Below are 15,241 nucleotides of genomic sequence, written 5' to 3' on the forward strand. Positions count from 1 at the left end.
ATCAGTTCTATTCCTTCATCATTGTTTTAGGATAGCTTTCAATTTTGTCTCGATGTTTTTCACTGTTACTTCCGCTGTTTGTTGTCCGACAATAGCTTTGGATAGCTCAATTTGCATGGCATCGGAAATTTCTGGGTAAACAGGTGAAACAGGACGTGGAATTGCTTTGCTAATTCCTTCAATGAAGTTTTTATTCGCATAAAGTGGGTTTGATTTTTGCACATCTTTATCATCAAAAGCAGGTAGATAGGTTGGTGTAGAACCATACTGAGCAGAAATCTTTTGACCTTCAGGACCAGTGATAAACTTCAGGAATTCCCAAGCTTCCTTTTTATGTTTGGAGTATTTGCTAATACCAGACATCCAACCGCCAAGAGTAGCAGCTGATCCTTGGTCTCCAGCTGGTAATGGAGCTACACCGACTTTACCGACGATTTTAGATTGCTTTTTATCTTCTGCAAGAGAATATTGATATGGCCAGTTACGAATGAATGGAGATTGACCTTGAATGAAAGCAGTATGTGATTCTACTTCTGTGAAGGTCGAAATATTTTTTGGCACTACATCCGATTGGGCAATCTCCATCATTTTTTTCAACCCTTTGATTGTTTGAGGGCTGTTTACCACAACATTTCCTTTGCTATCTAGAATTCTACCACCGTATGAACCAGCAAACTCGATGAAATTACATACAAGACCTTCATATTGCTTTGCTTGCATGAGGTACCCAAACTGCGTACCGCCTTGCCCTTTTAATTGTTTTGCTTGTGCCAGCAGTTCATCCCATGTTTTAGGAGGATTTTTTACTAAATCCGTGCGATAAAACAGGAGACCAGCATCAATAAAACGAGGCATTGCATATTGCTGACCGTTGACATTACCAGCTTCAACAGCACCTTGGACGTATTTATCCATAGGGATGTTGTCACTTTGAATATAGCGATCTAAAGGTTGAAGATATCCAGCTTGTCCGAACTCAGCAGGCCAGATTACATCTAGGTCAATAACATCAATCTCACTAGATTTGCTGCTGAGCATGGTAACGAGTTGATCATGATTTTGTCCAGAATCTGCAGGCATTTCTTTGAAGTGTACTTTAATATTTGGATGAGATTTTTCAAATGCTTCGATCAATTTTGTCGTACTACCATTTACATCTTTTCCACGAGCGAATGTTAAGTTTACGACTTCCGATTTTTTCGAATCATCAGCGGCGGGAGTGGAACAAGCAGTTACACCGACAACCAAACTAGCAATAATACCAAGCGATAGAAGCTTTTTCCCCAATTTCATCATGTTTCCTCCATGTTCTAGTATGCGATAGGAATAGTCTTTCTTTCTTCACTTGATTGCAAGGCAGCTATAACTACTTTAATGGAGTTTAGTCCATCCTGGCCTGTAATAGGGACAGGTTGTTTGTTGATCAATGCTTCTACAAAAGCGTCGATCACTCCGCTATTCAATTGTACTTCGTTTGTGGAAACTGCTTCTGCGGCATGTTTTTCCACTGAGCTGTCACGATACTCGACGACTAGTGGGTATTCTGGATCCACTAATAGTTTCATTGTGCCATTTTCAAAATGGATGGTGGTGCTGTTATCTTCTCCGGGTACATGTGTCCAACTGGTAGTAATCGTACCGATTGCTCCAGAAGAGGTTTTGGCTACGATAGCAGCATTATCATCGACGTCACCTGGTTTTTGTAATGTAGCAATAAGTGCACTTACTTCTTCGATCTTTTCCTCTAATAACCATGTGATGAGGTCGATTTTATGGACACCAAGATCTCCAAGGGAGCCAATGAATGCTTTCTTTTTGGAAAAGAACCAAGAATTTTCTTTTTCTACACTCCATTGCTCAGGACCGCCATGGGCAAAGGTAGTACGGAAAGTTAGCACTTTTCCGAGTTTGCCGCTTTGAATGATCTCTTTTGCAATTACATGAGGTGAGAAATAGCGTTGATTGTATCCGATCATTAATTGTACATTATTTTCTTTCGCTGTCTGGATCATCTCTTCTGCTTCTTCCAATGTAATGGACATTGGTTTTTCACAGAGGACATGTAGACCATGTTTCATTGCTGCAATCGAGATAGGTGCATGGAAAGCGTTTGGTGTACAGACGCTGACTGCATCCAATTTTTCATTGGCTAGCAGCTCTTTAAAATCATTGTAGGCATTACCGCCATACAAAGTAGCGAACTCCTGAGCGCGTTCTAACACATCATCGGAAAAAGCGACAAGTTTAACATTTGGGTTTTGGGCGTATTCTGGAATATGACGATGTTTGGCGATGCTACCACAGCCAATCACTCCGATACGTAAAGGTTCCATGGTATTCACTCCTAATTCCACCATAAACTTGGTAATGGCTCTTGTGGGATAACTTGTTTTAGATTGTCTACAGCTTTTTGGAAACCTTCATCGGCTGAGAAGAATGCATCTTCATGTTCGATACTCACTACATAATCGTAACCGACTACGCGAAGTGTACTGAGAATGTCAGCCCAAGTTTTCATGTCGTGGCCAAATCCAACTGTACGGAACTGCCAAGCACGAGTTTGCAAGTTCTCAAATGGTTGCATATCTGTCACACCATACATATTTACATGTTCTTGATCAATGATGGTGTCTTTCGCATGGAAATGATAGATTGCATTTTCTCTTCCTAAGATTTTGATTGCTGCAACTGGATCAATTCCTTGCCACCACATATGACTTGGATCGAAGTTGGCACCAATCACCTCCCCTACAGCCTCTCGTAATTTCAATAAGGTTGCTGGAGTGTGAACAGAGAAACCACCGTGAAGTTCCAAAGCGATTTTCACGTTATGATCTTCGGCGAATTTTCCTGCTTCCTTCCAATAAGGAATAATTTTCTCTTCCCACTGCCATTTTAAGACGTCACGATACTCAGTAGGCCAAGTAACGACAGGCCAGTTTGGATATTTTGCATTTTCTTGGTCCCCTGGGGTGCCAGAAAAACAATTAATTACTGGAACATCTAACTTTTCTGCTAATTGTACAGTTTGGAGAAACAATTGGTGTGATTCTTCAGCATAAGCACGATCTGGAGTCAGTGGATTTCCATGACAACTAAAAGCACTAATCGTCAATCCTCTATCATCGATTGCTTTTTTGAAAGCTCGTAATTTGGACTCATCCGCTAGGAGCTCTTCAGGATTACAATGTGCGTTGCCAGGATAGCAGCCAGTGCCAATTTCCACTGCTTCAATGCCTTTTGCTTTGACATGATCTAGCATGTCTTCGAAATTCATTTTGCTAAATAGTACTGTAAAAGTACCGAGTTTCATGTAAATCATCCTTTATAAAATACTGGAAAACGTTTGCACGAAATGGATAAATCATGCAATCCATTGTGCAAGGATGTCCGATAACTTGACACAAAAAAAACAAAAAGAAACCGCTTTCATATGTGGTAAATTACCAGACTAACGTTTGCCTCTATCCTACAATAAAAAAAACGATATGGAAACAGTTTTTTTTATGCAATTTTAGGCAATGTTGAAGAAATTATATTAAAATATATAAAATTCTATACGGACTTTGCATATGTTTTCTTATCTGTTAATATGGTAGTGGAAACGTTTGCACAGGAGGTGGAATATGTCTGCTGTAACAATTAAAGATGTAGCTCAGTTAGCAGGTGTTTCACCTTCGACTGTATCTCGGGTGATATCCAATCATCCGAAGATAAGCCCAGCTACTAGAAAAAAAGTGCGAGATGCAATGCATCAGTTAGATTATCATCCAAATATCATGGCGAAAAGTTTAGTATCAAAGAATACGAATACAATTGGTCTCGTCCTTCCATACTCTTCGGATAATTTATTTATTAACCCTTTTTTCTCTGAAGTTTTAAGAGGAATGTTAGCATATGCAAATAATAAAAATTATGACCTGCTCCTATCATCTGCTAGAAATCAAAGGGAAGAGTTAGAAGCGATCAATCGAATGGTATTAGGGAAACGTATAGATGGTGTAGTCTTAATGAGTCCAAGCCGGGACGATGTGATTGTAAAAAAATTAATGGAGTATGATTTTCCATTTGTATTACTAGGCAGGTCTTTGGAATATCCGGATGTTCTATCCGTTAATAACGATAATATAAAAGCTTCTTTTGATCTTACGAATTATCTAATAGCTCAAGGGCATCAAAAGATTGGGATTGTGACTGGGAAACCAGAGTTAGTAGTATCAGAGGATCGTTTATCAGGTTTCCAGCGAGCATTGAGACAAGCGGGACTTCCGTTAAATCCAGATTGGATAGTCAGCGCAGAAATGTTGGAGAAAAATGCTTACCATACCATTTCCATGTTGATGAATGCAGGAGATCGTCCAACGGCAATTTTGGTAATCGATGATGTAATTGCGATTAGTTTGATTCGCGAACTTGCGGAGATTGGTTTTGGAGTTCCTGAAGATATCTCCATTGTCGGCTTTAATAATATATATATGTCCGAAATGAGTAATCCACCCCTTACCACCATTGATGTAGGAATCTATCAATTAGGTTATCAAACCATACAACAACTAATTCGTAAATTAGCTGGGGAAGATCATCCATCAAAGGTAACCGTACCTCATCGATTGGTTGTTCGGGAATCTACGAAGTAAATTTTAGTTGTAGGGATCTACTTCCTCTATGAGATAGGGGTCGATTTCTGCTATCAATAGATCAAACATTTTATCTTCTAGGTGTCGATTGCTCACTCCTAGCTGATCTATATAGGGTAGGATAGTATCTACAAAAGCGGTTACTTTTTGGAGTTCAGAAACTTTCCAGGCATAATGATAGGGAAACTTACTTATCTCTTCTATAAAATGTTCCAAACTGATATTAGAAGTAATAGTTGCATAGTCAAATGCATGAGGAACTTCCACAATTCCAAGGTATCCGGAGGAGTCATGAGAAAAGGATTTCGTCCATATGGCTTTTTGTTTTTTCATATGTAAGTGAAAATCGTTCATTTTATCCATAGAAATCGCTCCCTTTAAATGTATCTTTATTAGCATAACAGAAAAGATCACACCTCGGTGTGATCTCTAGATTAGGTGCAGTTTGGTATTTCAGCTTGTTCCAATAGAGCAGCTTGTGTTTCAGTGAGAGGAATAACCACTGGTACAATAGTAGTATTGTCCTTCAGTGTGATGTTATTGCAGCATCTGTGAAAGCGTTAGAAAATATCTACTATACTTATTCCGATTGGATTTTAGAATATAATAGGGGAAGAATAGATAAAGTATTCATGGACTAATGAAAATATTTGCTTTTTAATTGATATTATGTTATAATATCCATCGTGTTGAAATATGCAAAGATGTAAACAGAGAAAGTTCAATTGTTGGAAGCCCAATTCATTTGGCGCGGTCTTCGGAGCCGCAAAGATGAAAGAGAGGTAGGGCTTTTGTCGTTTTAGGTTTTCCATGCAAGGTAAAAGAGAAGTTTCTTTGTTTCTCGAAAACAGTTCATCATATAAAAAGCCGCATCCAATTAATTGGGTGTGGCTTTTCCAATCTATTTTGATGATATATTTTTGCGGCCTGACAGAGAAAGCGTTAGCTGCTCACTCTGTCAGTTTGTTCTGAGACGAAGCAGCCGAATGACGATCAGCGTTCGGATAGACGTTTGATGATGTTCGTCAACCTAGAAGACTCGAAGTCTTCTTCCGCAGCATCGACCGCCGCAGGCTGAAGATTGCACAGGATCAACTGAAGATCACAGTCTCCCTTGGTGAAGTCATCCCGAGTTATGGCGGCAGCAACGAAAGCACTCTGCTTCGTCCCATTTGTGCGAAAGACGTCGAGAGCAGCATCCTTCATCAGGCGCACACCCTCGGATATCTTTGCAATGGGGACAGTAGACTCGCACTCCTTGAGGAGCTGTGCGATCATGTCCTGAAAATCAGTCTGGGGCATATTCCGTTTTCTCGTTCGATTCACTCAGAACTTACAATTCTTATTTTATATCCTATAATTTTTATTTATTTTTTGCAATAAACCAAAGTTATTGGTATAAAAATAAAAATCCACACATTCAGCGTGGATTTTTTTGTATATAGAAATCTATTATTTCGGCCCCCCGTCAGAGAAGAGCGGTGCAATTCTCTGACGGGTGGTTCTGAGAGTGATTAGTCTCTGGGTCGCGACCGTCGAGCAGCCTTGACATCTACATCGAACCTGTAATCCTCACGAGCGGCTCTGACCGCATCAGTGAGCTTTGTAAGAAGCACGGTCTCCAGTGTTTCATTGCGGTCGGCAAATTGTTTGCAAGCCTTCCGAGCAGCCTGATTGGCTGCGGAGCGTGCATGTTTGCCTTTCTGCTTGAAGATCAGCTGGGCAGCAATCTTCATCGCGAGAAAACCATTTTCGATTTTCTCGGTGGAGAAGGTGGCTTCAAGGGTAGCGATGTCATCCAAGGATGCCATCAACTTTTGGGCATTGGTGTCGCCGTCCTCAGCCTTATTGATGACTTCCAGAGCTTCGAAGATGAGGTCACGGATCAAATACTCTGCGAACTCCTGTTCCAGTTCCCGACGGGGACCCTTCCGATTACATGTGAATTCCTTAGCAGCTGAATCCGCAGCAGAAAGGGCTTCCTTTTGTTCTTCAGGAGAATCCGGGTTCTTCCGAAGAACTCGGAGCGCAGCAGCAAGCATGACCTGCTGACCCTGCTCGACTGCTGTGTTCAAGTTCCCTTTCAAGTCATTCCTTTCTCTCAGAACCGATAATTCCTAATCATTATATTATAATTTTCGTTTTTATGGTGCAACATTATGAACTTTCCGCTTGAATTTTAAAATCTTCTGCAACAAATGTCTTTTCATGCCCGACAAACCAATGAAATTTACATTTGCTAAAAATCATAAATCGCTGCAAGAGCTTCAAAGTTTTAGGGCGTTTTAAGGCTTGATCAACGGCTTCTTCAGAGGAAAAAAAGATTTGAACTTGATAAAAAAGATTGCGCAGGGGAGTTTGATCATATTGGTTAAATGGAGTAGATCGGAGTTGAAGGCAGTTAATTTTTTCAATTTCAGGTATGAGGAGAGAAGAAGATGCGATTTTTTCTTCATAAAATTCCATGATTTCTTCATGATTGGTCTCTGGAGTTAATTCCAATATAAGCGTTATGATATACATGAGAACAACCTTTCTTATTAAGGATAAAAATATATTTAATAGACTTCAATTCGCTAATATAACTTCATATTCCTACTTGCGGATATATTTATTTTTGGTTCCAAAATGTTTTTTAAACCGCATACATTTTTTAAGCATGTAAAAATAGAAGTAAAATTGCGTGATTCAAAAATTAGTATCATTCTAGAGAAGGCACTTGAGCTAAATCGATGAACTCCACAAGTACACCCCATACCATTTAACAAGCGAATGGGATGAATAGTTTTTAAGAAGAATTATTTTTATGGAATGAACGAAAGTAGTGGGTTGGATATTCTAATACAAGAACTAGGTAAGGAAGAATCAAAGGAAAAACAGAAATAATGGAACTATTTGATATAATAGAGAGGCAAATCGGCCCTTTCTTCAGAGAGGTACAATGAATCCCATAGAACCCTTTGCAAACTGGAACAGCAGAGCTATGGCACACCTTCTACGAGAACTGATCGAATCTGTTCGGGTAGTGTGCTTCGATTTTGATGGACCTATCTGTAAACTCTTCCATGTATACTCTGCCGAAGAGATCGCAGATGCAATGAAGCGTGTTATTCGCCGCCATGGTTTGTCTGTAAACTGGAGAGAAAAAGATCCACATGCAATCTACCGATATGCTGCAGCTTCTTGGCAAAATCATCCGGTGTTTCGAGAGCTGGATGCTTTGTTGACAAGGACCGAATGTTTGGCTGCCCTCACAGCAGAACGAACTCTTCTGTATCGGTTTTTTGTAGAGTTTTTGCTAAAGAGAGAAAAGCAAACCGCAATTACTACAAATAATTCTCCTAAAGCAGTGGAAGTATTTTCTAGGAGACCGGATGAGAACAGCTACCCTCTATTTGAGGGGTGGATATTTGGTCGAACAGAAGAGACATTCGATAGGATGAAACCTGATCCGTGTATCCTACAGACCGCATTGGAAACTCTCCATTCGGCACCAAAAGATGCGCTGATGATAGGGAATGCGGTAACAGACTTCCAGGCTGCACAAAGGGCGGGAACTGCTTTTCTTGGGTATGCACAAACAGATACGGAGTATGTAGACCTAAAGAAAGCAGGGGTTTCAGTCATCATTCCCAGCTATACATGGGTGTTCCAAGCATTTGGTGTGTGGTATCCCAGTATGCTGGTTTTGGATGACGTAGAGAAATATTACTAGGGTTGATTGGACACCATTTGCAAAATTGAAATGGTGTCCAGTTCATTTCATGAATAGAAAAAGCATACCTCTTAAAAGAGATATGCTTTAATGAATTAAAAGGACAACCATTTTTTAAACATATGTTTCGTTGCTTCTCGGTTCATTGTTGCGATTGCTGTTGTGAGTGGAATCCCTTTTGGACAAGCTTGGACACAGTTTTGTGAGTTTCCGCATTGTTGCAAACCGCCATCAGAGATCAATGCTTCTGTACGTTCTTCTTTATTGAGAGAACCAGTTGGGTGTGCATTAAATAAGGTTACTTGTCCTACTGCAAATGGACCTATAAAGGCAGAGTTATCATTTACGTTTGGACACGCTTCTAGGCAAACACCACAAGTCATACATTTGGAAAGCTCATAACGCCATTGTTGCTCAGTAGCAGATTGGCGGGGTCCAGGACCTAGATCATGGGTGCCATCTACTGGAATCCATGCTTTTACTTTTTTCAAAGCGTCAAACATCCGGCCACGATTGACGACAAGGTCACGTATAACTGGGAAAGTGCTCATAGGACCGATACGAATAGGTTGTTCTAGTTTGTCAACTAGAGCAGTACATGCTTGACGTGGTTTACCATTGATCACCATAGAACAAGCACCGCAAACTTCTTCTAAGCAGTTGGACTCCCATTGGATCGGTGCAACTTTTTCCCCTTTTGCATTTACCGGATTACGCTGAATTTCCATCATTGCAGAGATGACGTTCATGTTCTTCCGGTAAGGGACATGGAATTCTTCTTTGTATGGTTTGCTATCTGGACCATCTTGTCGAGTAAAAATCAAGTGAACCGTTTTTTGTTGTTCCGCTACAGCTGTTTGTTCACTCATTTCTTGTCACTTCCTTTCGCCACATCATAACGACGAGGGCGTGGTTTGATTAATGAGGTATCGACATCTTCATAAGATAGTTCTGGTCCTTCTGGGGTGAAGCGAGCTTTTGTTGTTTTTAGGAATTCTTCATCGTTACGATCAGGGAACTCTGGCTTGTAGTGGGCTCCACGGCTTTCGTTACGATTTAACGCTCCTAAGGTAATCACACGAGCAAGTTGCAACATATTCCATAAATGGCGAGTAAATGGTGCAGCAGAATTGCTCCATCTGCTAGTGTCTACCATGTCGATTTTTTTGTAGCGTTCCATCAACTCTTGAATCTTTTCATCTGTTTGTTGGAGACGATCATTGTAACGTACAACTGTTACGTTATCGGTCATCCATTCACCAAGCTCACGATGGATGACATATGCATTTTCTGTACCTTCCATTTTGAGCGTGTTTTCATATTTGTCTTCTTGTACTTTTCGTTGAGATTCTGTGAAATCAGGATCAAAATCAACTACAGATTTATCTAATCCACGAATATATTCAATTGCTTTTGGTCCTGTGATCAATCCACCATAAATACAGGAAAGAAGTGAGTTAGCACCGAGACGGTTGGCTCCATGATATTGGTACTCGCATTCTCCAGCGGCAAATAATCCAGGAATATTTGTCATTTGATCAAAGTCCACCCAAAGTCCACCCATGGAATAGTGAACAGCTGGGAAGATTTTCATTGGAACTTTGCGTGGGTCTTCACCAATAAATTTCTCATAAATCTCGATGATTCCACCAAGTTTGATGTCCAATTCTTTGGGGTCTTTATGAGAAAGATCAAGGTAAACCATGTTTTCTCCATTAACCCCAAGTTTTAAGTCTACACATACTTTGAAAATCTCACGGGTTGCGATGTCACGAGGGACGAGGTTTCCGTAAGCAGGATATTTTTCTTCTAAGAAATACCAAGGCTTTCCATCCTTATAGGTCCAAATTCGTCCACCTTCACCACGTGCGGATTCGGACATAAGTCGAAGCTTATCATCTCCAGGGATAGCAGTTGGGTGAACTTGAATGAATTCACCATTTGCATAATAAGCTCCTTGTTGATAAACCGCACTTGCTGCTGTGCCCGTGTTGATCATAGAGTTGGTAGATTTTCCAAAAATAATACCAGGACCACCAGTAGCTAATATAACAGCATCAGCAGGAAAAGCTTTAATTTCTGTACTACGCATATTTTGTGCTACGATACCACGGCATCTGCCTTCATCATCTTGCACGATGGAAAGGAATTCCCATTGTTCATACTTGACTACTTTCCCTTCTACTTCATAGCGGCGAACTTGTTCATCTAAAGCATAAAGAAGCTGCTGTCCAGTGGTAGCACCAGCGAACGCAGTACGATGGTGTTTGGTTCCTCCAAAGCGGCGGAAATCAATCAAACCTTCTGGTGTACGGTTGAATGGTACTCCCATACGATCCATCAAATAAATGATTCCAGGAGCTGCTTCACACATTGCTTTTACTTGAGGTTGGTTTGCGAGGAAGTCTCCTCCATAGATGGTGTCATCAAAGTGCTCCCAAGGAGAATCTCCTTCTCCCTTAGTATTTACTGCTCCATTGATCCCGCCTTGTGCACATACGGAGTGGGAGCGTTTTACAGGTACGATGGAGAAAAGTTCTACCGTAGCTCCTGCTTCAGCAGAACGCATAGCAGCAGCAAGTCCTGCCAAACCGCCCCCAACGATAATTATTTTTTCGTTCATTTGGTATAGCTCCCTTCTATTGCAATGCTGACACGTTATTTGCAAAGTTTGGATCGTGGAATGCAACGATAGAACTGATGCCAAAGTAAGAAAGGACAACAAAAGCTACAATCCATACCCATGTAGAGACAAGTTGAGCACGTGGTCCGACGGTTACACCCCAACTTACGAGGAATGACCACATACCGTTACAGAAGTGGAAAACGGCAGAGATAACACCGATACCATATAAAATAGCTGTAATATTGTTTGAAAGGATATTAGCAGTTTCAGTAGCCAATTCATTTGCTGTTGGCGTAGGATCAAGAAACGTTTGGAACCATATTTGCCAAAGATGCCAAAGAATAAAGATAAGAGTAATTACCCCTGTAACCCGTTGGATTACAAACATGTAGTTCCGGAAAGTACCAAATTGACTTACATTATTTTTCGCACGAAAAACGATGTAAAGTCCATAAAATGCATGGTATATCAATGGAATAAAGATTAAAAAGATTTCAAGGAATCGTAGAATGGGAATCCCCCAAAGGAAGTTAACTGCTCCTTCGAATGCTTCTTTTCCTTGAGTTGCGAAGTAGTTCGTATAAAAGTGTTCGAGCAAAAAAAAGCCAACCGGTATCACACCTAGTAGGGAGTGAAGCCGCCGGTTGAGAAAATCGGTCTGATTGCTCACAACTAAGCCTCCATTTCTCATTACCATTATTGAATGTTTCACAGGGTCTTCAACGTTTCTTATTGTACTCTCATAAATATGGAGCGTCAAGAAATCGACAAAGCCACTTATTCACATAAGTAGGTTATAAAGGTATATTTCGTTTGTATTTTTCTAACCATAAAAGCGAAAATCCAATAAGTTCTAGCGTTTTATTTTGTTTTTGTAAAAATAAATAAAAAAATATGAATGAGTGAAAAGTGTTGTTTCATTTCTAAAAGAAGAGCCTTGTTCTTTTAGAAGAACAAGGCTTCTTTTTTAAGAGTATGGGGCATTCATATCTTTTTGTCTCTCTGGTATAACCGTTTCTCGTTCACTTTTTGTAATGCGGTCAAGTAATGAAATAGAAGCAGGTAGAACCATTGGCAGTAGGACAAAAGCCAGCAATAGCAAGGCAATAATCACTACTGTTGCTATTTGTACTAATGTAGTAACTCCTGATGGATACATCGCAGCAAAGGTACCAGCTAAAATGATTGCCGCAGATATAACGACGCTTCCTGTTCGTTCAACAGCTTTTAAAATTGCTACGACCATACCTAGGTGTTTATATTCTTTGTATCGCATCATAACAAAAATACTGTAGTCTACTCCTAAAGCAATGACCATGATAAACGAGAAAAATGGAATGGTCCATGACAAACCAGCAACATCAAAATACCCGATAAAAATGTTTTCCGATATTGTTAGAGAGAAATAATAGGCAAGTATCAAAGTTCCAAGTATCGTAACGGTAATCCATACGGATCGATACAAGATTAATAATAGGACACCGATTCCAGCCACCATGAGGATGATGGTAAGAGAGAAATCTTCATCTGAGATATGTTGAAGATCATAGTTGGCAGAAGATACACCGCCAGTACCAATTTGCAGATTGTTATATGGCGTATGGGAAATCGTTTCACGAATCGTTGTGTCGATCTCGTGAGCGATATTCATTGCATTCTTGGAGTAAGGGTCTACGGATAAAGGTATTGTCCAAGTTACAATCTTACGATCTTTGGACATATATAGATCCAAAGCAGCTTGAAACTGTTTGCTATTCCTCACTTCTTTAGGAACGAAGAAAGTACCGTATGGCGACCCTTCTCCTGTCACTTCTGTTAAGTAATTGTTTGCAGTTGATAAGCCATTATTTATCTTATTTAATCCTGTAGCACTTTGCGATAATCCTTGTTGTAACTCTTTCATCTTGGACTCAAAGTCATTTAAGCCAGCTAATACTTGTCTTTGACCATTGGTGATAGCTAAAAGTCCATCGTTCATCGAAGGAATAGACGAAATTACTTCTGATTGACCGGATGCACCTTGTTTCAACCCTTTTTCTAACTGACCTGCTCCAATTTTTAACTTAGTTGTACCTGCTGCGATTTGTGTCTGTGCATTCGATATTTGAGACAGGCCTTTGTTAGCAGAGGAAAGACTGCTGTTTAAAGCAGCTAAGGAACTATTTAATTGTGTGATGGTTTGCTGCATAGTAGGCAACGCTTTGGCCATATTATCACTTGTATTTTTTAAAGTTGTATAGTTTTCATCTTCTGCGAGTTCTGGGTGGTTATTGCCCAACGCATCTATCGCTGTTTGCATGGTACTATTCCATGTGCTCAAGTTTGAGATTCCTGAAGCAATCCCTTGGTATCCAGTCGATAATTTTCCAATACTAGTGCTAATTTTTGCATATCCAGTCAGTAATTGTTTGGTAGAAGTGTTCAATTTCTCCATGGAACTCTCTAGACTAGCTAAACCGGATTTTATTTGTCCAGCTCCGCCAGCACCTTGTTTGATACCTGAGTTAATTTGGGATAACGCTGTTTGTACTTGCCCAAGACCGGAACGAACAGTAACAGTTCCCTCGATTAGTTTATTGATATCATTTAAATCACCAGATGTAGAAGTTTTAATTTTATCTGATGCAGTAGATAAACCTTGAGATATTTTCCCTAGTCCATTACTAGACTGATCAATCCCTGAACTTACCCCTTTCGTTTGTTTGTTGAGGTATAGGTCGTTGATATATTCCCCATTTGGCCTTGTTGGCCCATATACATCTTTTACCCCTTTTATTTGGGTTAATCTTTCATGAAGTTGATCTAAAAAAGCAAGACCATCAGCAGTATCCATAGGTGTCTTAGATTTAATTACCAAGGTGGTAGGCAGGGTTTGACCTGCACCAAACGATTGAGCCACAATATTAAATCCTTTAACAGAAGGGGAATCTGGGCCTATTTCTTTTAAATTATCGAATGAAAGTTGATTTTTATAAAATAAAAGGATAGGAATAGAGAGGACTACGACTAAAAGGATACTGACGGATACACGGATAACAGAAAAATGCCCCAATCGAGACCATAGTCGATTTTGCCCATGTCCTTCAAATTTCTTCAGCGGCCAGAACAAGCGATTTGCCAGAATGACCATCACAATAGGATTAAGTGTGAACAGAGCAGCAAGTAAAAAGATGACACCGATTGCTACTGCGACTGCAGATTGATAAATCGAGAAGTTAGAAAAACCGAGCATCGAAAACCCGATCAGTACAGCCAAACCGCTGAATAATACGGTTTTTCCTGCTGTTTTGTATGTTTCCACAATAGCTGTGAGCAAGGCTTTTCCTTGGCCTAATTCTTCTTTAAATCGCATAAATAGCAAGATATTATAGTCTGTTCCTACTCCAAATAGCACTAAGATAAGGAATATTTGTGTTGTATTGGCGAAAGGAAAATCAAAGTATTCTACCAATAATCCAACTGTACCTTGGGAGATAAGGTAGGCAACAGCCACAATGAGAAGAGATACAACTGGTGTGATAGGAGAACGAAAGACTAGGATGAGAACCAGTACGATAAATATTACTGTGAATAGTTCCGTCTTTTTTACCCCATCAATCGAGTTTTGTGCATAATCTTCTTCAATATAACCATCACCAGTTAAATAGGTTTGAATTCCATCCATCTTCATTTGCTGTTCGAATTGAGCTCGAATTTGTGGAATGGTTTGTGTTGTTTTTTCTACACTGGCAATAGCCATTATCGTTTTTTGATCAGCTGAGAGCAGTCTTTTTTCTGCGTCTTTGCTGTCAAATGGACTCAAAACGGATTGTATATGTAAATTTTTGTTTTGTTCCATCTGGTCGATTTTCAGCTTGATTTGCTTTTTTTCTTCTGGTTGAAATCCTTTTGGATCATGGAATACTAGGATGGTATCGAGATTTTTACCGCCTTTATCACTCTTATGGAATTCAGCTAGTAATTTGGAAGCAGTACTAGATGAATAAGTGCCTTTAAGATTAGGCTGGCCTTTTTCTCGTATTAATGTATCCATGGAAGGCATGGCAATCAGGATCACTCCTAAGATTGCAAACCAAATCACCAGCCAAAACCATTTCAATCGAATAATACTGCGCATAGCTGTATATCACCGCCAATAGGATGTATTTTGAGTGCGAATAAAATTATTATACCATTGCTTTTGGTTGCAAAAAGAAAAAACACAAGAATGGCTCAAGCAGGTAAAGTTGATGAGAAATTATTTCATGTAATAAGCCCTTGGTT

General features: G+C 39.9%; 13 protein-coding genes and 1 pseudogene. 3 read left to right on the top strand and 11 right to left on the bottom strand.

Features of this window, described 5'->3' with window-relative positions; genetic code table 11:
* Positions 1-18: 18 nt before the first annotated feature.
* The 3 genes from MK805_RS06160 to MK805_RS06170 are packed head-to-tail and all read right to left on the bottom strand — an operon-like array spanning position 19 to position 3,313.
* Positions 19-1,293, bottom strand: a complete 1,275-nt coding sequence (locus MK805_RS06160) for an ABC transporter substrate-binding protein (protein ID WP_240875145.1) — start codon at positions 1,291-1,293, stop codon at positions 19-21.
* 17 nt (positions 1,294-1,310) lie between these two features.
* Positions 1,311-2,333: a Gfo/Idh/MocA family protein gene (locus tag MK805_RS06165; RefSeq protein WP_240874717.1), complete on the bottom strand. Its 1,023-nt coding sequence runs from the start codon at positions 2,331-2,333 to the stop codon at positions 1,311-1,313.
* An 11-nt stretch (positions 2,334-2,344) separates the two neighbouring features.
* A complete protein-coding gene (locus tag MK805_RS06170) occupies positions 2,345-3,313 on the bottom strand; it encodes a sugar phosphate isomerase/epimerase family protein (protein WP_240874718.1) in 969 nt (322 codons plus the stop codon).
* 313 nt (positions 3,314-3,626) lie between these two features.
* On the opposite strand from MK805_RS06170, the gene MK805_RS06175 reads away from it, so the two are divergent.
* Positions 3,627-4,637, top strand: coding sequence for a LacI family DNA-binding transcriptional regulator (locus MK805_RS06175; protein WP_240874719.1), 1,011 nt, complete (start codon positions 3,627-3,629; stop codon positions 4,635-4,637).
* A 3-nt stretch (positions 4,638-4,640) separates the two neighbouring features.
* Here the strand turns inward: MK805_RS06175 and MK805_RS06180 are convergent, their stop codons facing one another.
* On the bottom strand, positions 4,641-5,000 hold the full coding sequence (locus tag MK805_RS06180; RefSeq protein WP_240874720.1) for a hypothetical protein: 360 nt from the start codon (positions 4,998-5,000) through the stop codon (positions 4,641-4,643).
* A gap of 167 nt (positions 5,001-5,167) precedes the next feature.
* Between MK805_RS06180 and MK805_RS06185 the strand changes: the two are divergent.
* A pseudogene (locus MK805_RS06185) lies at positions 5,168-5,278 on the top strand (DUF3885 domain-containing protein); the annotation flags it as partial.
* A 352-nt stretch (positions 5,279-5,630) separates the two neighbouring features.
* Here MK805_RS06185 and MK805_RS06190 read toward each other — a convergent pair.
* The 3 genes from MK805_RS06190 to MK805_RS06200 all read right to left on the bottom strand — a co-directional run bounded on the left by MK805_RS06190 (position 5,631) and on the right by MK805_RS06200 (position 7,160).
* Complete coding sequence (locus tag MK805_RS06190; protein ID WP_240874721.1) at positions 5,631-5,939, bottom strand: hypothetical protein; 309 nt, start codon at positions 5,937-5,939, stop codon at positions 5,631-5,633.
* A gap of 212 nt (positions 5,940-6,151) precedes the next feature.
* Positions 6,152-6,712 (bottom strand): hypothetical protein, encoded by a 561-nt coding sequence (locus MK805_RS06195; protein WP_240874722.1) that lies wholly within the window; start codon positions 6,710-6,712, stop codon positions 6,152-6,154.
* 82 nt (positions 6,713-6,794) lie between these two features.
* Entirely contained in the window at positions 6,795-7,160 is a 366-nt protein-coding gene (locus MK805_RS06200) for a hypothetical protein (RefSeq protein WP_240874723.1), read from the bottom strand.
* A 418-nt stretch (positions 7,161-7,578) separates the two neighbouring features.
* Between MK805_RS06200 and MK805_RS06205 the strand changes: the two genes are divergently transcribed.
* Complete coding sequence (locus tag MK805_RS06205) at positions 7,579-8,352, top strand: HAD family hydrolase (protein ID WP_240874724.1); 774 nt, start codon at positions 7,579-7,581, stop codon at positions 8,350-8,352.
* Positions 8,353-8,447: 95 nt separating this feature from the next.
* On the opposite strand, the gene sdhB is transcribed toward MK805_RS06205, so the two are convergent.
* The 4 genes from sdhB to MK805_RS06225 form a co-directional block, all read right to left on the bottom strand.
* Entirely contained in the window at positions 8,448-9,221 is a 774-nt protein-coding gene (sdhB, locus tag MK805_RS06210; protein ID WP_240874725.1) for a succinate dehydrogenase iron-sulfur subunit, read from the bottom strand.
* Positions 9,218-10,975 (bottom strand): succinate dehydrogenase flavoprotein subunit, encoded by a 1,758-nt coding sequence (gene sdhA / locus MK805_RS06215; protein ID WP_240874726.1) that lies wholly within the window; start codon positions 10,973-10,975, stop codon positions 9,218-9,220. Before sdhA ends, sdhB begins: the two co-directional genes overlap by 4 nt.
* A 16-nt stretch (positions 10,976-10,991) precedes the next feature.
* Positions 10,992-11,648 carry a succinate dehydrogenase cytochrome b558 subunit gene (locus MK805_RS06220; protein ID WP_240874727.1) on the bottom strand — a complete coding sequence of 219 codons (657 nt, stop codon included), beginning with the start codon at positions 11,646-11,648 and terminating at the stop codon, positions 10,992-10,994.
* A 297-nt stretch (positions 11,649-11,945) separates the two neighbouring features.
* Positions 11,946-15,095 carry an MMPL family transporter gene (locus MK805_RS06225; protein WP_240874728.1) on the bottom strand — a complete coding sequence of 1,050 codons (3,150 nt, stop codon included), beginning with the start codon at positions 15,093-15,095 and terminating at the stop codon, positions 11,946-11,948.
* Positions 15,096-15,241 lie beyond the last annotated feature (146 nt).

This window comes from Shimazuella soli, from assembly GCF_022511585.1.
GTDB lineage: Bacteria > Bacillota > Bacilli > Thermoactinomycetales > Thermoactinomycetaceae > Shimazuella > Shimazuella soli.

Coding starts and splice junctions, on each gene's coding strand:
- MK805_RS06160 (WP_240875145.1), bottom strand. CDS start 1,293: ATGAAATTGGGGAAAAAGCTTCTATCGCTTGGTATTATTGCTAGTTTG.
- MK805_RS06165 (WP_240874717.1), bottom strand. CDS start 2,333: ATGGAACCTTTACGTATCGGAGTGATTGGCTGTGGTAGCATCGCCAAA.
- MK805_RS06170 (WP_240874718.1), bottom strand. CDS start 3,313: ATGAAACTCGGTACTTTTACAGTACTATTTAGCAAAATGAATTTCGAA.
- MK805_RS06175 (WP_240874719.1), top strand. CDS start 3,627: ATGTCTGCTGTAACAATTAAAGATGTAGCTCAGTTAGCAGGTGTTTCA.
- MK805_RS06180 (WP_240874720.1), bottom strand. CDS start 5,000: ATGGATAAAATGAACGATTTTCACTTACATATGAAAAAACAAAAAGCC.
- MK805_RS06190 (WP_240874721.1), bottom strand. CDS start 5,939: ATGCCCCAGACTGATTTTCAGGACATGATCGCACAGCTCCTCAAGGAG.
- MK805_RS06200 (WP_240874723.1), bottom strand. CDS start 7,160: ATGTATATCATAACGCTTATATTGGAATTAACTCCAGAGACCAATCAT.
- MK805_RS06205 (WP_240874724.1), top strand. CDS start 7,579: ATGAATCCCATAGAACCCTTTGCAAACTGGAACAGCAGAGCTATGGCA.
- sdhB (WP_240874725.1), bottom strand. CDS start 9,221: ATGAGTGAACAAACAGCTGTAGCGGAACAACAAAAAACGGTTCACTTG.
- sdhA (WP_240874726.1), bottom strand. CDS start 10,975: ATGAACGAAAAAATAATTATCGTTGGGGGCGGTTTGGCAGGACTTGCT.
- MK805_RS06225 (WP_240874728.1), bottom strand. CDS start 15,095: ATGCGCAGTATTATTCGATTGAAATGGTTTTGGCTGGTGATTTGGTTT.